This window comes from Cellulomonas endophytica, from assembly GCF_004123805.1.
Lineage (GTDB): Bacteria > Actinomycetota > Actinomycetes > Actinomycetales > Cellulomonadaceae > Cellulomonas > Cellulomonas endophytica.
Genome location: NZ_RWJX01000018.1, coordinates 1 through 17,619 on the forward strand (window position 1 = coordinate 1; position 17,619 = coordinate 17,619).

13 protein-coding genes are annotated in these 17,619 nt (G+C 76.1%); 10 read left to right on the forward strand and 3 right to left on the reverse strand.

Translation table 11 applies throughout. The features are described from left to right. The 4 genes from EJA20_RS07480 to EJA20_RS07490 form a co-directional block, all read left to right on the forward strand. Positions 1-744, forward strand: a 744-nt coding sequence (locus EJA20_RS07480) for a hypothetical protein (protein ID WP_205687411.1), incomplete at its 5' end; no start/stop codon positions are given. 443 nt (positions 745-1,187) lie between these two features. After that, a complete protein-coding gene (locus tag EJA20_RS18630; protein ID WP_164983877.1) occupies positions 1,188-1,787 on the forward strand; it encodes a hypothetical protein in 600 nt (199 codons plus the stop codon). Then, complete coding sequence (locus tag EJA20_RS07485; protein WP_164983878.1) at positions 1,769-5,626, forward strand: nSTAND1 domain-containing NTPase; 3,858 nt, start codon at positions 1,769-1,771, stop codon at positions 5,624-5,626. The genes EJA20_RS18630 and EJA20_RS07485 overlap by 19 nt, the downstream gene beginning before the upstream one ends. Then, the gene (locus EJA20_RS07490; RefSeq protein ID WP_205687412.1) at positions 5,623-6,231 is read left to right on the forward strand and encodes a RipA family octameric membrane protein; all 609 of its coding nucleotides are present in this window, start codon (positions 5,623-5,625) and stop codon (positions 6,229-6,231) included. Before EJA20_RS07485 ends, EJA20_RS07490 begins: the two co-directional genes overlap by 4 nt. 68 nt (positions 6,232-6,299) lie before the next feature. Here EJA20_RS07490 and EJA20_RS07495 read toward each other — a convergent pair whose 3' ends face one another. Then, positions 6,300-7,331 (reverse strand): LacI family DNA-binding transcriptional regulator, encoded by a 1,032-nt coding sequence (locus EJA20_RS07495; RefSeq protein ID WP_129337537.1) that lies wholly within the window; start codon positions 7,329-7,331, stop codon positions 6,300-6,302. A 304-nt stretch (positions 7,332-7,635) separates the two neighbouring features. Here EJA20_RS07495 and EJA20_RS07500 point away from each other — a divergent pair, with 304 nt between their 5' ends. The 6 genes from EJA20_RS07500 to EJA20_RS07525 all read left to right on the forward strand — a co-directional run bounded on the left by EJA20_RS07500 (position 7,636) and on the right by EJA20_RS07525 (position 15,156). Then, positions 7,636-8,928, forward strand: a complete 1,293-nt coding sequence (locus EJA20_RS07500; RefSeq protein WP_240675175.1) for an ABC transporter substrate-binding protein — start codon at positions 7,636-7,638, stop codon at positions 8,926-8,928. A gap of 53 nt (positions 8,929-8,981) precedes the next feature. Beyond that, the gene (locus EJA20_RS07505; RefSeq protein ID WP_240675176.1) at positions 8,982-9,956 is read left to right on the forward strand and encodes a carbohydrate ABC transporter permease; all 975 of its coding nucleotides are present in this window, start codon (positions 8,982-8,984) and stop codon (positions 9,954-9,956) included. A 4-nt stretch (positions 9,957-9,960) separates the two neighbouring features. After that, complete coding sequence (locus EJA20_RS07510) at positions 9,961-10,758, forward strand: carbohydrate ABC transporter permease (protein WP_129337539.1); 798 nt, start codon at positions 9,961-9,963, stop codon at positions 10,756-10,758. Next, positions 10,755-13,808: a beta-galactosidase, LacZ type gene (gene lacZ / locus EJA20_RS07515; protein WP_129337540.1), complete on the forward strand. Its 3,054-nt coding sequence runs from the start codon at positions 10,755-10,757 to the stop codon at positions 13,806-13,808. The genes EJA20_RS07510 and lacZ overlap by 4 nt, the downstream gene beginning before the upstream one ends. 119 nt (positions 13,809-13,927) lie before the next feature. Further along, entirely contained in the window at positions 13,928-14,374 is a 447-nt protein-coding gene (locus EJA20_RS07520) for a hypothetical protein (protein ID WP_129337541.1), read from the forward strand. Then, a complete protein-coding gene (locus tag EJA20_RS07525; protein ID WP_129337542.1) occupies positions 14,371-15,156 on the forward strand; it encodes an SDR family oxidoreductase in 786 nt (261 codons plus the stop codon). Before EJA20_RS07520 ends, EJA20_RS07525 begins: the two co-directional genes overlap by 4 nt. 162 nt (positions 15,157-15,318) lie before the next feature. Here the strand turns inward: EJA20_RS07525 and sigJ are convergent, their stop codons facing one another. Continuing rightward, positions 15,319-16,266 (reverse strand): RNA polymerase sigma factor SigJ, encoded by a 948-nt coding sequence (gene sigJ / locus EJA20_RS07530; RefSeq protein WP_240675179.1) that lies wholly within the window; start codon positions 16,264-16,266, stop codon positions 15,319-15,321. Further along, positions 16,263-17,600 carry an NAD(P)/FAD-dependent oxidoreductase gene (locus EJA20_RS07535; RefSeq protein ID WP_129337543.1) on the reverse strand — a complete coding sequence of 446 codons (1,338 nt, stop codon included), beginning with the start codon at positions 17,598-17,600 and terminating at the stop codon, positions 16,263-16,265. The genes sigJ and EJA20_RS07535 overlap by 4 nt, the downstream gene beginning before the upstream one ends. Positions 17,601-17,619: the final 19 nt, after the last annotated feature.

Below are 17,619 nucleotides of genomic sequence, written 5' to 3' on the forward strand. Positions count from 1 at the left end.
CCCGCCGGACCGGGGCCCGGCCCCGCCGCGCCCGGCCCGGGCCCCGCCGGACCCGGCCCCGGGCCCGTGGACCCCGGACCGGGGCCCGACCCCGGCCCGCCGGCGCAGCGCGTGCGCGTGGTCACCCCGCAGGGCGACACCGTCGTCCTCGCCGGCGACCAGGAGGTCGTCACGGAGATCACCTTCGTGCAGTACCGGCCGGAGCCCGTGGCCCTCGACACCGGCTCCGCCGTGGGCCTCTCCGTCGAGGGCGGGGTGTGCTCGGACATCGGCGACGGCTCGTTCCAGCTCGACGGCGGCGTGGGGGACACCTGCGTCCTGCGGGTGGTGGCGGCGGGTGACGCGAGCCACGCGGCGCTGGACGCCCGGTTGACGATCCGGTTCCGCGCCGGGCAGCACCTGTCCTGGCGGGTCACGGCCGAGCCCGAGTCGCCGGGCTGCTACGCGCCGGGCCAGGTCGTCGGCGACCTCGTGCTCGCCGTGGCCGGCGGGACGACGACCCTGCGGGACCTGCAGGTGGTGCGGAACGATCCCGAGCTGCGGTGGGACCGGGCCGCCGAGGACGACGAGACCGTGGTGCGGGTGACCGTCCGCGTCGCGGACGACGCCGCCCCCGGTCGGTACGACCTGCGGCTCGGCTACAGCATCGGCGGCGGCACCCTCACCTCGTCCGACGCCCCGACCGACCGCGACTACCGCGTCGGCGACCCGACGGAGGTGCCGCCGTGCGCCTCGACGCCGTAGGGACCGCCCCGGGGGGCGCGGGCCGGACCGCGAGGGGGAGCCGGCTCGGGTCCGCGCGCCGGGGGGCGGCCGCCGCGGTCGTCGTCGGCCTCCTCCTGCCCCTGGTCGCGGCGTGCGGCGATGGCGGCGGTCCGAGCGGCACCGCGTCCGCGTCCGGCGCACCCGCCGTGCCGTCGGCCTCCACGCCGTCCGCCTCGGCGACGGGAGCGACGCCCGGAGCGACGACCGGAGCGACGCCCGGCTCGACCTCGACGCCCGGGACCGGCTCGACGCCCGGGACCGGCTCGTCGCCCGGGACCGGCTCGTCGCCCGGGACCAGCTCGACCCCGGGCACCGGCTCCGCGACGCCGAGCACGGGCACGACGCCGGGCACCGGTTCCTCCGCGACCGCGAGCCCGGAGCTGCCGGCCCAGGCGGTCGAGCTCGCCCTGCCCGGTGGTCGCGTGCGGATCACGGGGGAGCACGCGCTGTCCGTCACCTTCTCGAGCATCACCATCGACCCGGAGCCGGTGGCGGTCGACACGGGAGCGCCCGTGGTCGTCGCGCCGGAGTCGGGCTCCTGCAGAGCCGACGAGGGCGGCATCTCCTACAGCGGCGACATCGGCGACGCGTGCGTGCTGCGGGTCACGGCCCCCGGGGACGCGGGCCACCGACCCTTCGACGCCCGCATCCACATCGCCTTCCGCGCCTCCCAGCACCTGTCGTGGCAGGTCGCCCAGGAGCCGCGGTCCCCGGGGTGCTACGCGCCGGGGACCACGGTCGAGGGCGCCCTCGTGCTCGTGGCGACCGGCACCACGTCGGACCTGTGGGCGCTGGACGTGCTGGACGACGGCGCCGGCCTGAGCGCCGAGCGGGACTACGACAGCGCCCGCGAGGTCCGGGTGACGATCCGCGTCGACCAGGACGCGGAGGCCGGGCTGCACGTCGTCCGGGTCGGGTACCTGTCCCAGGGCCAGACGCTCACGTCGGCCGACCGGCCGACGGTCCGGGACTACCGGGTGAGCGACCCGGGGACGGACCCCACGTGCGCCTCGTCCTCGTGAGCCACCAGGCCGCCGACGCCGAGCGCGCCGCCCGCCTGCGCACGGAGTGGACGGCCGCGCGCCCGGGGGACCGGCTGTTCCTGTCCAGCGACGCGGCCGCCGGGCCGGCGGGCGGCACGGACTGGCGGGCGTGGATCCGACGGGTGGTGAAGAGCAGCGACCTCGTCGTGCTCCTCGCCGACGAGGGCTCCCACTCCGTGTGGTGCAGCGCGGAGCTCGGCATGGCGGTGCTGCTCGGGCGGCCCGTGCTACCCCTGCTCGTGCGGCCGGGGGCGCCGGTCAACCCCGTCGTCGCCCACGTGCACGCCGTGCCGCTGGAGCAGCCCGTCGAGGCCGTCCTCGCCGCGGTGGACGCGCTCCTCGGGCAGGCCGCGGGCGGGGCGGCGGTGCCGCCGGACCTCGTGCCGTGGCCCGGCCTGCAGCCCCTGACGGCCGGGCACGAGGCGGTGCTGGGGCGCTCGGCGGTGCTGCGTCGGGTGCGGGAGGAGGTCGACCGCGCCCGCCTGGAGCGGACGGTGCAGCACGTCGTGCTCAGCGGGCCGTCGGGCTCGGGCAAGTCCTCGCTCGTGCGGGCCGGGCTCGTCCCCGAGCTGCGCCGGCGGGGCTGGACGGTCCTGGACGCCGTGCAGCCCCGCGGGCTCGCCCGGACGCCGGCGGACGCGCCCGGGCCGGCCCCCGGCGCCGGGCTCGTCGTCCTCGACCAGGCGGAGGAGCTGGCGGCGCTCGACGCGGCCGCCCGCGCCGGGGTCGAGGGGTGGCTGGGGCGGGCGGTCGCCGACGGGTGGTCCGTGCTGGCCGTCGTGCGCAGCGAGCACCGCGCGGCGGTGGCCGCCCTCGTCGAGGCGCCCGTGGACGTGTACGTGCCCTTCGTCGAGCGGCGCGACCTCGTCGACGTCGTCCGGCTCCCCGCGCGGCAGGCGCAGCTCGACGTGCCGGACGCCCTCGTCGACCGGCTCGTCGCCGAGACGGGGTCCGGCGAGGCCCTGCCGCTGCTGGCCTACACGCTGCACCTGCTGTGGCTCGACCGGGACCGCGTGGCCGGGGCGCTGCGGGAGGAGAGCCTCGACCGCCTCGGCGGCGTGCAGGGCGTCCTCGCCGGGCAGGCCGGGGCGGCGCTGCGCGGCCTGACGCGGGTCGCCGGCGGCGAGGGCTCCCCGACCACCGGCGAGGAGGTGCTGCGGACCCTGTCGCGGCTGGCGTCCGCGGACACGCTCCCGCCGACGCGCGACCCGCTCCCGGTCGCGTCGTTCAGCGACCGGGAGCGCACCTGGCTCGACGCCTTCCGCGACCGCGGCCTGCTCGTCTACCGCACGTCCTTCGCCGTCGACGACGTCCTGGACGTCGTGGAGGTGCCGGGCGGGACGGACCTCGTCGACGTCACGCACGAACACCTGCTCCGCTGGGAGCCCCTGGAGCGGACGATCCGCGACCAGGGGCGCCGCAACGCCGACCGGCGCGCGGTGGAGGAGACCGCCCGGGCGTGGGCCGCCGGCGGCCGCGCCGACGCCACGCTCCTCGTCGGGGGCGCCCGGCTCGCCGGCGCGCTGGCGGAGGGGCTGCACCGTCGCGAGGGCGTCGTCGGGGACTTCGTCCGGGCCGGCGCCCGGCGCGAGCGCGTGCGCCGCGTGCGCTCCGGCGCCGTGCTGCTCACCGTGCTGCTCGCCGTCACGGCCGTCGTGCTCGGCTCGCTCGCGCTCGTGCAGCGGGCCCGGGCCGAGGAGGCGCGCGCGGAGGCGCAGGCCGTGCGGGTGGCGGCGCAGTCGGGGCAGGCGGTGCCGGGCCGGCGGGACCTCGCGCTGCTGGCGGCGGCCCGGGCCTGGCGGCTGCGGGCCGGCGTGGACACCGAGGCGGCGCTGCTCGACGCCCTCACGGCGCCGCGCGGCCCGCTGCGGTACGTCACCGGCGACGACCAGCGCTGGCCGACGCTGCGGCTCGTCGCGCCGGGGACGGGCGTCGTCGTCACCCCCGACCGCTCCCTGGCCCGCGTGGACCTGGCCACCCGGGCGGCCACGCCGCTGCCGGTGCCGGTGTCCGTGCGGGAGCAGTGGGCCGTGCCGGGAGCCGACCGGGTCGCCTTCAGCGGGGTCACCGGCGAGGGCGGCGCCCTCGTCCACCACGCCGGCGACGTCGCGCTCGACGGCGGGGCGGTCCGGCTCGTCGCGCACGGGACGGAGATCACCGCCGTGGTGTCCCTGCCCGGCGGACTGCTGCTGGGGGACGCGGACGGCGCGGTCCTGTGGGCCGCCGCGGCGGGCGACGGACTGGCGCCCCCCGAGCCCGTCGCGCAGCACCCGGACCGGGTCACGTCCCTCGTCGCCACGCCCGACGGCACCTGGGCGGCCGACGCCTCCGCCGGCGGGGTCCTCGTGCACCCCCTCGTCGACGGGCGGCCCGCGGGGACGCAGCGCCTCGTCGAGGTGCCGCCGGGCACGCCCACGCAGGAGGTGCTCGCCTTCCACGCGGGCGGCGCCGACGGTGCCGACGGTGCCGACGGTGCCGACGGTGCGGACGGTGCGGACGGCGCCCTCGAGCTCCTCGGCGCGGGCAGCGACCCCGAGATCGCCCGGTGGGCGCTCGACCCCGCGGCCGGCGCCTTCGTCCCCGCGGGGCGGCTCGGCGCGCACGGCGGCGCCGTCACCGCCCTGGCCGTCGAGCCGGGGGCGCCCGTCCTGTGGTCCGCCGGCGCCGACGGCGACCTGCGGGAGTGGGACCTGGTCACGGGCGCCGCGCGCGGCGAGCCGCTCACGGGGCACGCCGGGGACGTGCGCGGGCTCACGACGACCGGCGGGGGAGCCGTGGTGTCCGCCGACGACACCACCGCCGTCCTGTGGGACACCCGCGGCGCGCGGTCCGTCGTGGCGCCCGCGGTGGCGGTGCCCGGCACGGACGGGGAGGCCGTGGCGGCGCTCGTCGCCGGGGACGGGCCCGTCGCCGTCGTGACCGCGGCCGGCTGGCTCCGCCGCACCGGGCAGGAGCCCGTGCCGGCCCCGCGGGGCGCCCGCCGGGCCTGGTGGGCCGGCGGCGGCGCGGTCGTCGAGACCGGCGGCCCCCAGCTCGACCGCGGGCCCGCCGCCCTGTGGGCCGTGGGCGGGCCCGCGCCGGTCCCGCTCGCGGAGGGGGCCGACGCGGTCGCGGTCGGGACGTGCCTGGCAGCGGTCGCCCAGGGGTCGGTGGTCCGGTTCCTCGACGTCGGGGGCTGCGGCGCCCCGCCCCCGCCGCTCGCGGTGCCGGCGCCGCCGGTGCGCGCCCTGGCGCTCTCCGAGGACGGGACGCGCCTGGCGCTCGCGGACGCGTCGGCCGGCGTGGCGGAGCGCCGCGTGGCGGACGGTGCCGCGCTGCGCTCGCGCGACCTGGGCACGGGGGTCGTCGCCACGGCGCTCGCGTGGGTGGGCGACGACGCCCTCGCCGTCGGGCACGACCGCGGGGCGCCGCCGCGCGTCCTCGACCTCGGGGGCGACACCACCCGCGACGTCACGGTCGTGGGGCACGACGACGCCGTCTGGTGGTTCGCCCACGACCCGGCACGGGGACGCCTGCTCAGCGGCGGGCAGGACGGCCGGGTGGTGCAGACGGACCTGGCCGGGCAGCGACCCGTGGGGCGCCCGCTCACCGCCCGCGAGCGGCTCCGGGAGAACGACGGGCGCTCCGCCGTGCGCGGGCTGCTCCTCGCCGACCGGGGTCGCGCCGCGCTCGTCGTGCAGGACGGCGCGGTGACGCCCTGGCTGCTCGACCCCGCGGCGCTCGCGGACCTCGCCTGCCGCGCGGCGGGCCGGACGCTCACGCCCCCCGAGCTCGCGGAGCTCGGCCTGCCCGCCGAGGATGTGGCGACGTGCCCGTGAGCGCGCACGGGGCACCCGACGGGCCCGACGAGGGGCGGGGCTCCGTGTGGGACCGGTGGGTGCGGACGGCGGCCCCGCCCCCGGTGGCGGAGGTGCGCGGCACGCTGTGGTCGGGCGCGCCCCCCGCGGCCTGGGACGACCTGCCGCCCGCCACCCGGGACGCGGTGCTCGCGCAGTACGACGCCTACGTCGAGGGCGCGGACCGGGTGAGCGCCCGGCGGGCGACGGCCAACTCCTTCTTCCTCACGCTCAACACCGCGGTCGTCACGGCCGTCGGCGTCCTCGGGGCGGAGGTGCGGCCCGACGTGCCGGCCACGCTCGTGGTGCCCTGGGTGGCCCTCCTGGCGCAGTGCCTCGCGTGGTTCTCGGTGCTGCGGGCCTACCGCCAGCTCAACGCGGCGAAGTACGTGGTGATCGGGGCGATCGAGGAGGTGCTGCCCCTGTCCCCGTGGTGGCGGGCGGAGTGGCGGGCCCTCGGCGCGGGCCGGGACCCCGCGCGCTACCGGCCGGTCGGGCACGTGGAGGCGCTGGTGCCGGCCCTCTTCGCGCTGGCGTACACCGCCGGGCTGGTCCTCGCCCTCGTCGTGCCGCCCGGCGCGTCCTGACCGCCGGCGCGCGCCCGGCGCCCTCGTCGGACGGGGGGCCGTGCCGGCGGGGGTCGGGCCGGCGGAGGTCAGGCCGGCGGAGGTCCGGAGCTGGCCCGCACGACGAGACGGGTCGGCACCATGACGGGGTCCAGCCCCGGCGTGCCCGTGCCGCGGATCTGCACGAGCAGGAGGTCGACGAGCTCGCGGCCGATGCGGTGGAAGTCCTGCTGCACGGTCGTCAGCGGCGGCGCGCTGTACTCCGACAGCGCGATGCCGTCGAAGCCGACCACCGACACGTCCTGGGGGACCCGCCGCCCGTGCTCGTGCAGCGCCCGCACGAGGCCGAAGGCGGTCTCGTCGTTCGCGCACAGCACGGCGGTGACGTCCGGGTCCTGCGCGATGCGCTGCCCCGCCGCGTAGCCCGACCGCGGCGTCCAGTCCCCGGGCCACGGCGGGGGCGGGGTGAGGCCGGCCTCCTGCAGCCGGCGGCGCCACGCGCCCGTGCGCACCATGGCGGGCTCGGAGGAGGCCGGGCCCGCGACGTGGTGGACCGTGCGGTGGCCGAGCCCGAGCAGGTGGTCGACGGCGTCGCGCACGCCCTGCACCTGGTCCGCGGCGACCGCGGGGTAGTGGCCGACGAGCCGGGAGTACGAGGCGACGACGGGCAGCCCCGGCGGCAGCACGAGGGTCTCGGGCGTGCTCTCCTCGGCGCGGATGATGACGAGGCCGTCGACCGCCCGCTGCGAGAGCCGCCGGGCGGCGTGGACCCAGTCCGCCGCGCCGGGGGCCCGGACGTGGATGAGGGTGACGGTGTAGTCCTCGAGCTCGGCCGCCTCGAGCACCGCCTCCGTGACCCCCGCCTCGCCCGTGCGGTCGAACGCGTGCGCGAGGAGCCCGATGGTCCCGAACCGCCCGCTGCGCAGCGCCCGCGCGACGCGGTTGGGGGAGTAGCCGAGCTGGCCCATCGCCTCGAGCACGCGGTCCCGCGTCACGGGCCGCACGGCCGCGGCGCCGTTCGCCACGCGGGAGACCGTCTGCGCCGAGACCCCGGCCAGGCGCGCCACGTCCTCGATCGAGGGGCCGGTGGACCGCCGCCGCGCCGTCGTCGGTGTGGACATGGCGGCGATGCTAGACCGAGCGGGGCCTCCGGATGGCGACGTCACCATCCGGAGGGGTGACGCGTGCCGCGGGCGGCCGCATCGTTACCCGAGCGTGATCTGGGGGGGTTGCGGCGCGAGCGTCCCCCGCTGCTATGTTCACGTCACCATTCGGGACGACGACGTCAGGAGCAGGTCAGGGTGCGCGGGCAGGGCTGCCCGGGCACCGGTCCGCGGCAACCGGCGCGGGCGTGGCACGCGAGGACGCGACACACACCAGAAGGAGACGGCCTCCATGAGGACATCTGCACGCACGATCCGCGTCATGGCAGCGGTGCTGCCGCTCGGGCTCGCCCTCGCCGCGTGCGGCGGCGGCGGTGGCGACGACACCGGCTCGGGCGAGGGCGGCGGCGGGGGCGACGGCGACAACACCCTCACGGTGTGGGCCTGGGACCCGGCCTTCAACATCTACGCGCTGGAGGAGGCCGAGAAGGTCTACCAGAAGGAGAACCCGGACTTCACGCTCGAGGTCCAGGAGGTCCCCTGGGAGGACGTGCAGACGCGCCTGACGACGCTCGCGCAGTCCCAGGAGACGGGCGAGCTGCCCGACATCTTCCTCATGCAGAACAACGCGTTCCAGAAGAACGTCATCAACTACCCCGACCTGTTCAGCGACCTGTCGGGCAGCGACGTCGACTTCTCGGAGTTCCCCGAGTCCGTCGTGGCGTACTCCACGGTGGACGACGTCAACTACGGGGTGCCCTTCGACAACGGCACCGCGATCACCGCGCTGCGGACGGACGTGCTCGAGCAGGCCGGCTACACCGTCGACGACTTCACGGACATCACCTGGGACGAGTTCATCACCCTGGGCGAGGACGTCCTGGCCAAGACGGGGCAGCCCCTGCTCTCCGGCCAGGCCGGCTCCTCCGACATGCCCGTGATGATGCTGCAGAGCGCCGGCGCGAGCCTCTTCGACGAGGAGGGCAACCCCACCATCGTCGACAACGACGCCCTGCTGGCGGCGATCGACACGTACCAGCGCCTCGTGGAGAGCGGCGTCTACATCGAGGTCAACACCTGGGACGAGTTCATCAACACCCTCGTCAACGGCACCGTCGCCGCGACGGTCCAGGGCGTCTGGATCCTCGGCTCCATCCAGAGCGCGGAGGACCAGGCCGGCAAGTGGGCCGTCACGAACGTGCCGATGCTCGACGGCGTCGAGGGCGCGACCCACTACACCGCGAACGGCGGCTCCTCGTGGGCCATCAGCTCCAACGCGGACGTCGAGCTGGCGCAGGACTTCCTGGCGAAGACGTTCGCGGGCTCGGCCGAGCTCTACGACACGATCCTGCCGACCGCGGGTGCGCTGGCGAACTGGATCCCGGCGAGCGAGAGCGACGTCTACGGCGAGCCGCAGGAGTTCTTCGGCGGCGACGCGGTCTACAGCAAGGTCGTGGGCTTCGCCGAGCAGGTGCCGAGCAACAACACCGGCGCCTACTACTACGAGGGGCGTGACGCCGTCAGCGTCGCGATCACGAACATCATGAACGGGGCCGACCCGGAGTCCGCGCTGGCGGAGGCGCAGTCCACCGTCGAGTTCGCGATGGGTTCCTGACCTGACCCACCCCCGTGCCCCCGTCCCGCGCACACCTGAGAGGTGGGTCCGCCGTGGCTCGTCCGACTGCAACGGCGCAGAGGTCCGTCCCGGGAGACGCTCCCGTCGCCGGCACCGTCCCTGCGCCCCTGGCGCCCCGTCCGAAGATCTCGCGGCTCGAGCGCCGCAAGAGCCTCACGGGCTGGGTGTTCCTGCTCCCCGCGTCGCTGCTCATCCTCTGGCTGAGCTTCTGGCCCATGATCCAGGCGGCGATCCTGTCGCTGCAGACCGGCCGCGGCACGCGGCTGAGCTTCGCCGAGCCGCTGTGGTCGAACTACACGCGCCTGCTCGAGGACGAGACGTTCAAGCTCACGCTCCAGAACACGTTCCTCTACCTCATCATCCAGGTCCCGCTCATGCTCATCATGGCGCTCGTCCTGGCGAACCTCCTGAACAACCCGAACCTGCGGTACAAGAGCCTGTGGCGCACCGCGATCTTCCTGCCCAGCGCGGTCGGGCTCGTCTCCTACGCCCTCGTCTTCCGGACGATGTTCGCCAACGACGGCCTCGTCAACGACCTGCTGCAGGGCATGGGGTTCATCGACTCGCCGGTGAACTGGCTCGGCGAGACGGGCACGGCCCGGTTCGTCCTCGTGCTCGGCCTGCTGTGGCGCTGGACGGGCTACAACATGATCTTCTACCTGGCCGCGCTGCAGACCATCGACCGCTCGACGATCGAGGCCGCCAAGATCGACGGCGCCAGCTCGGCGAAGGCCTTCTGGTACGTCACCGTGCCGCAGCTCAAGCCCATGATCCTGCTCACCGCGATCATGTCGACGAACGGCACGCTCCAGCTCTTCGACGAGTCCTACGCCCTCACCGCCGGCGGCCCCGCGAACACGTCGATGACCATCTCGCACTACCTGTACATGGTGTCGTTCCGCAACAGCCCGAACTTCGGCTACGCGTCGGCCATCTCCTACGTGATCCTCATCATCGTCGCCGCGCTCGCCGTGGTGCAGCTCAAGGTCGGTGACAAGCGTGACTAGGTCCATGCAGAAGGTCCCGGGGTACCTCTTCCTGACCCTGGCAGCCGTCGCCTCGGTGTTCCCGCTCTACTTCATGGTCGTCTCGGCGACGAACTCCAGCAACGAGGTCCTGGCCTCCAAGCTGCTGCCGGGCACCCACCTGCTCGAGAACTTCCGGTCCCTGCTCGGGGCGCAGCCGCTGGGCACGGCGCTCTGGTACTCGGCGATCATCGCGGTCGGCACCACGGTGCTGGCGCTGCTGGTCACGTCGATCGCCGGCTACGGCTTCGAGGTCTTCCACACGAAGGCCAAGGACCGGTTCATGGGCCTGCTGCTCCTGGCGATCATGATCCCGTTCGCCGCGACGATGATCCCGCTGTTCCGCATGTTCGCGGACCTCGGGCTCGTGAACAGCTGGATCGCCGTGGTGCTCCCCGCGATCTCGACCCCGTTCCTCGTCCTGCTGTTCCGGCAGGCGTCGCGGTCCTTCCCGCACGAGGTCATCGAGGCCGCCCGGATCGACGGGCTCAAGGAGCTGCAGATCTTCCTGCGGATCTACCTGCCGACGATGAAGCCCACGTTCGCGGCCGCCGCCGTCATCACCTTCATGACCGCGTGGAACAACTTCCTGTGGCCGAAGGTCGTCCTCGTCAACAACGACGTGCAGACCCTGCCGATGCTCCTGACGAACATCCAGGCCGGCTACGTCACCGACTACGGGATGCTCATGCTCGCGGTCCTCATCGCCTCCCTGCCCGCCATGCTCGTCTTCCTCGCGCTGCAGAAGAGCTTCGCCGAGGGCATCACCGGAGCCATCAAGTGACCTTCAGCCTCGACCGCACCGCCGACCCGCGCTACGTCGCCGAGCACCGCCTGGCCCCGCACTCCGACCACCGGTGGTTCGCCTCGGCGGAGGAGGCCGCCCTCGGCACCAGCTCCTTCGAGCAGAGCCTCGACGGCACGTGGCGCCTGCACTACGCCAAGAACCCCGGCGCGGTCCTGCCGGGCTTCGAGGACCCGGGCCTGGACCGCAGCGGCTGGGACGAGGTGACCGTCCCGGGCCACCTGCAGCTGCAGGGCTACCACCGGCCGCAGTACGTCAACGTGCAGTACCCCTGGGACGGGCACGAGACGCTCGAGCCCGGGCAGGTCCCGCAGCGCAGCAACCCCGTCGGCAGCTACGTGCGCACCTTCCGGCTCGACCGGACCCCGGCGCCTGGCGAGCGCGTGAGCATCACCTTCCACGGCGCCGAGAGCGCCGTGGCCGTGTGGGTCAACGGCCGCTACGTCGGCTTCGGGGCGGACACGTTCACGCCGTCGGAGTTCGACGTGACGGACGCCCTCGTCGAGGGGGAGAACACCCTCGCGGCGCAGGTGCCCATGTGGACGTCCGGCTCGTGGATCGAGGACCAGGACTTCTTCCGGTTCTCCGGCCTCTTCCGCAGCGTGGTGCTCCGCCACCGGCCGGCCGTGCACGCCGAGGACGTCCGGGTCGTGACGGACGTGGCGCCCGGGCTCGACCGCGCGGTCGTCCGGGTGCGGGTGGCCCTGCAGGGGGAGGGCTCCGTGACCGCGGTGCTCGACGGCGTCGGGCCGCTCGTGCCCGGCCCGGACGGCGAGCTCGTCGTCGAGGTCCCCGACCCTCACCTGTGGAGCGGCGAGGACCCGCACCTGTACGACCTGCGGCTCGAGGTGCGCGACGCCGGCGGCGCCGTGACCGAGGTCGTGCCGCTGCGCGTGGGCGTGCGGCGCTTCGGCATCGAGGACGGCGTCCTGGCGGTCAACGGCCGGCGCGTGGTGTTCACGGGCGTGAACCGCCACGAGTTCGGGGCGCACGGCCGGGTCATGACCCGCGAGGAGACCGAGGCGGACCTCGTCCTCATGAAGCGGATCGGGATCAACGCGGTCCGCACCAGCCACTACCCGAACAACGGGTTCTTCTACGACCTGTGCGACGAGTACGGGCTGTACGTGATCGACGAGATGAACCTCGAGTCGCACGCGATGTGGGACCGGATCCGGCGCCAGGACGCGCCCCTCGAGGAGGCCCTGCCGGGCGACCGGCCCGAGTGGCTGCCGGCGCTGCTCGACCGCGCCGCGAACATGCTCGAGCGCGACAAGAACCACCCGAGCGTCGTGATGTGGTCCTGCGGCAACGAGTCGTACGGCGGCACGGACCTCCTCGCGGTCGCGGACTGGTTCCGGTCCGTCGACGACCGCCCCGTGCACTACGAGGGCGTGCACTGGGACCCGCGCTACCCGGCGACCACGGACGTCGTCAGCACGATGTACACGCCGGCGGCGGAGGTCGAGGCGTTCCTGGCCGAGCACCGCGACAAGCCGGTCATCCTCTGCGAGTACGCCCACGCCATGGGCAACTCGTTCGGCGCCGTCGGCAGGTACCTCGACCTGGCCTACCGGGACCGCCTCTTCCAGGGTGCGTTCATCTGGGACTTCGCCGACCAGGCCCTGCCCGTCACCGACCGCCACGGGCAGACGTTCGACGGCTACGGCGGGGACTTCGGCGACACCCCGCACGACGCGGACTTCTCCGGCAACGGCATCCTCTTCGCCGACCACACGCCGAAGCCGATCGTCCAGGAGGTGCGCTACCTCTACCAGCCCTACCGGCTGGAGCTGCGCGCCGACGGGCCGGACGCGGGCGTCGTCGTGCACAACCGTCACCTGTTCACGTCCTCGTCCGCCCACGCGTGCGTCGTGACGCTCGCACGCGAGGGGCAGGTGCTCGACGAGCAGACGCTCGACACGGACGTGTCCCCGGGCGAGCAGGGCGTCTACGCCCTGCCGGTCAAGGTGCCGGGCGACCCGGGGGAGTACACCGTCGACGTGTCCTTCCGCCTGCGGGCCGCCACCCGGTGGGCCGACGCCGGCCACGAGGTCGCGCACGAGCAGGCCGTCGTCCGGGTCGCCGCGCCCGCGCGCACCGCCGCGGCCGCCGGCCCCGCGCCGACCGTCGTCGACGGGATCCACAACGTCGGCGTCCACGGCGAGGGCTTCAGCGCCCTGTTCTCCCGGCTGCACGGCGGGCTGCTGTCCTACCGGACGGGTCCGGGCACCGCGACGGGCGGCGGGCTCGAGCTCGTCCGCTCCGTGCCGCAGCCCAGCTTCTGGCACGCGCCCACGTCGAACGAGCGGGGCTACGGCGGCCCGGGGGAGGACGGTCCCTGGCTCCTGGCGAGCCGGTACCCGGCCCTCGCCCCCGACGTCCCGCAGCCCGCGCTCGTGCGGCACGACGACGCCGTGGAGCTGACCTTCCGGTACGTGCTGCCGACGTCGCCCGCGAGCGCCTGCGACGTGACGTACCGGGTCGACGGCACCGGCCGCGTCGAGGTGACGCAGGTCGTGCGGCCGGGCGAGGGGCTCGGGGACATGCCGGAGATGGGCATGCTGCTCACCACGGACCCGGACCTGCACCGGGTGCGGTTCTACGGCGAGGGCCCCGAGGAGTGCTACGTCGACCGCCGGGCGGGCGCCCGCCTGGGCGTGCACGCGTTCGACGTGCGCACGGCGCTGACCCGCTACCTGCGCCCGCAGGAGTCCGGCAGCCGCACGGGCGTCCGGTGGGCCGAGGTGACGGACGACGACGGCGTGGGGATCCGGCTCGAGCACGTCGGCGAGCCCGGCCCGACCGGCGGCATGGAGCTGTCGGCCCTGCCGTGGACGCCGTTCGAGATCGAGAACGCGGCGCACCCGAACGAGCTGCCCCCCGTCCACCGGACGGTGCTGCGCCCGGCGCTCCAGCGCCGCGGCGTCGGCGGGGACGACTCCTGGGGGGCGCGCACCCACCCGGAGTACCTCCTGCCCACGGGCCGGGAGCTGACGTTCCGGTTCGCGTTCCGCGGCATCGGCTGAGGACGCACGCCCCGAGGCCGCCGGAGGTCCCGCACCCGCGGGACCTCCGGCGGCCCTGTCGTACCGGGCCGGCCGAGGGGTGACCTCACACGAGGGCCGCCTGCCTCGTCGGAGGGGGCATGACCTCCACCACCCGCCGGCTCCTGCTTGGCGCCCTCGTCCTCGTCGGCCTGTACGTCGGCCTCTGGGCCGCGGTCCTCCCGGCCTCGTTCCACGCGTCCTTCCCCGGCCCCTTCGGCCCGTGGGTGGCGCAGGACGGCCCGTACGACCAGCACCTCGTCCGCGACGTCGGCACCCTCCACCTCGCGCTGGCGGCGGCGGGCGCCGTCGCCACGCTGCGCCCCGCGCGCGGCACGACGACCGCGGTCGCCCTCGCCTGGGTCGTGCACTCCGTGCCCCACCTGGCCTACCACGTGGCCCACCTCGACCACCTCGGTCCTGCCGACGCGGTGGCGCAGACCGTCGCGCTGGGCGGCACGCTCCTCCTCGCGGCGGCGCTGCTGCTCCCCGGCCGCCGGCCGGCCCGCGCCGGCACCACCGCGCCGGCGGCGGAGGTGGCCCGGTGAGGCTCGCCGTGGCCGGGGGGACCGGCACCGTCGGCCGGCTCGTCGTCGACGCCGCCCGGGCCGACGGGCACGACGTCGTCGTCCTCACGCGCTCGAGCGGGGTCGACCTCGTCGCAGGCACGGGCACGGGCACGGGCACGGGAACGGCCACGGGCGCGGGCCTCGCGGAGCGGCTGGCGGGCGTGGACGCGGTGGTGGACGTGTCCTCCGTGACCTCGACGTCGACGGCGGCGAGCCGCCGCTTCTTCGGCGCCGTGACCGCGCACCTCCTGCAGGCCGGGGCGGCGGCCGGGGTCGGCCACCACGTCGCCCTGTCCGTCGTCGGCTGCGACCGGGCCCCGTACGGGCACTACGCAGGGAAGGTCGAGCAGGAGCGGCTGGTCGCGGCGGGCCCGGTGCCCTGGACGCTGCTGCGCGCCACGCAGTTCCTGGAGTTCGCGCCTCAGGTGCACGCCGCGCTGGCGGTCGGCCCGGTGCACCCCGTCCCCGTGATGCGCTCGCAGCCCGTCGCGGCGGCGGAGGTGGCGCGGCGTCTCCTCGCGCTGGCGGTGGCCGCACCGGCGGGACGGGCCCGCGACCTCGCCGGGCCGCAGGAGGTGCGGATGGCCGGCCTCGTCCGGGCGTGGGCGCGCCGCGCGGGGCGCCGCGGCCCCGTCGTGCCCGTCACCGTGCCGGGGCCGCTCGGGCGGGCGTTCCGCGACGGGACGCTCCTGCCGGGGCCCGACGCCGACCGCGGCACCACCACCCCGGCGCGATGGCTGGCGGACGTGGTGGGGCGCTGAGCCACGGCACCGCTCCGGCAGCCCGGCCGGCGCCGCCCGAGCCCGGTGCCGGTGAGCACGTCGACCCCCGCGCGTCGGGACAGGACGACCACGTCGTGACGCCCGGACCGCCGGCGGGCGAGGCGCGGCCCGGGCGGCCGGTCCCGCCCGCCACGGCGACCCTCACGGGCGGGCCTGCGGCGCCGGCCCTCCGTCCCAGGCCGTCAGCTTGTGCGGGTTGACCTGGAGCCAGACGTCCCGGACGCGCCCGTCCACCACGTGCAGGCCGAGCAGGCCGCGCAACGCGTCCCCGTCCGGCCCGCGGTGCACGACGCGGAACGCCAGCCCGTCGCCCGTGCGGACCGGCTCCATCGTCAGGTGCGGGTCCTTGCGGGCGATGCCGAGGAGGAACCGGGCGACGTCGTCGGCGCCCAGCACCGGGCGCCGCGCCGCGCCCACCACGCCGCCGCCGTCGGAGCGCAGCGTCACCGCCGGGTCGAGCAGGGCGGCGAGCGCGTCGAGGTCGCCCGTGCGGGCGGCGTGCGCGAAGGCGCGGGCCACGTCGTCGTGCGCGCGGCGGTCCCGCACCACCGCACCGTGCTCGCGCACCCGCCGGCGGGCCGACGTCGCGAGCTGCCGCACCGCGGCGGGCGTGCGCCCGACGGTCTCGGCGATCTCCGCGAAGGGCAGCGCGAACACGTCGTGCAGGACGAACGCCACCCGCTCCGCCGGGGTCATCGCCTCCATGACGACGAGGACGGCCGTGCTGACCGACTCGTCGAGGCTCACGTGGTCGAACGGGTCGGAGGTGGCGGCCGGCGCCCCCGACCCCGTCCCCGCGAACAGGTCCGCCGGCACCGGCTCGGGGAGCCACTCGCCGACGTAGCGCTCCCGCCGGTGCCGCGCGGAGGCCAGCACGTCGAGGCAGACGCGGCTCGCCACGCGCGTGCACCAGGCGGCGGGGTTGAGCACCGCCGCGCGCTCGGCCTCCGTCATGCGGTACCACCGCACGTACGTCTCCTGCACCGCGTCCTCGGCCTCGGCCATGGTGCCGAGCATCCGGTACGCCAGCGAGAGCAGGTGCCGGTGCTCCTCGACGACGAGCGGGAGCCCGCTGGGCCCGGCGCTCACGGGACGGGCACCCGGACGCGGTCCCACGGCCGCGTCGCCCGGACGAAGGCGGCCCGGGGGTCCGCCACGTCGGCGAGCGAGGCGGTGTCCCGTCCGACGACGGCGGCGGCCGCCCAGTCCAGGCCGACCCGGACCTTGCGCTCCCACGAGGGGACGGCCAGCAGGTGGTAGCCGCGGTGCATCAGCCAGGCGGCGCGCCCCCGCACCACGAGGCCGTGCCACTGGAAGAGGCCGTGGCCCGTCCCGAGCGTGGCGACGACCCCGAGGCTCGGGTGCCGGTACGGACGCAGGTCCTCGCCACGCAGGGCGGCGACGAGGTTGCGTGCGAGCAGCCGGCCCTGGCGGACGGCGTGCTGGGCGTTGGGCACGGTGCGCGCGCCGCCGCCCACGGCCAGGTCGGGCACGGCGGCGACGTCCCCGGCGGCCCAGGCGTGCGGGACGACCCGCCCGTCGTCGGCGACCCGCAGGTCCGCCAGGACGGTGACGGAGCCGCGCGCGTCGAGGGGCAGGTCCGTGTGCGTGGCGACGACGGGGTTCGCGCCGTTGCCCGCCGTCCAGACCACGAGGCCGGAGTCGTACCGCGTGCCGTCCGAGAGCACGAGGTGGCCGTCGACGGCCGAGAGCAGCCGCGTGCCGAGGTGGACGTGGCCGCCGCGTGCGCGCAGGTGCTCGACGACCCACCGCCCGGGGCCGTCCGAGACCTCGGGCAGGAGGCGGCCCGTCGCCTCGACGAGGTGGAACGCGACCTCGTCGGGCCGGATCTCCGGGTACCGCGCCAGCAGCGCGTGCGCGAGGGCGAGGGTCTCGCCGAAGCCCTCGACGCCCGTGAAGCCCCCACCGACGAACGTCACCGTGAGCAGCCGGCGGCGCAGGTCCCCGGCCGGCAGCGCGGCGGCGCGGTCGAAGGCCGTGAGCACACGGTCCCGGACGGCGACGGCCTCCTCGACGTGCTTGAGGCCGATCGCCTGGTCCGCGAGGCCGGGCACGGGGAACGTCCGCGTCACGGCGCCGGCGGTGAGGACGAGCTCGTCGTAGTGCTCCGTCCACCGGGCGCCGTCGACCGTCGTGATCCCAGCCGTCCGCGTGGCGTGGTCCAGGCCCGTCACGGAGCCGGCGACCACGCGGGTGCGCCGCAGGTGGCGCCGCAGCGGGACCACCGTGTGCCGGGCCTCCACCTGGCCGCCGGCCACCTCCGGCAGGAAGGGCTGGTAGGTCATGTACGGGCGCGGGTCCACGACCGTCACGCGGGCCTCCCCGCGGCGCAGCCGCCGCTCCAGCCCCCACGCCGCGTACAGCCCGGCGTACCCGCCCCCGACGACCAGGATGTCCTGCACCGTGCCCCTCCGTCCCGAC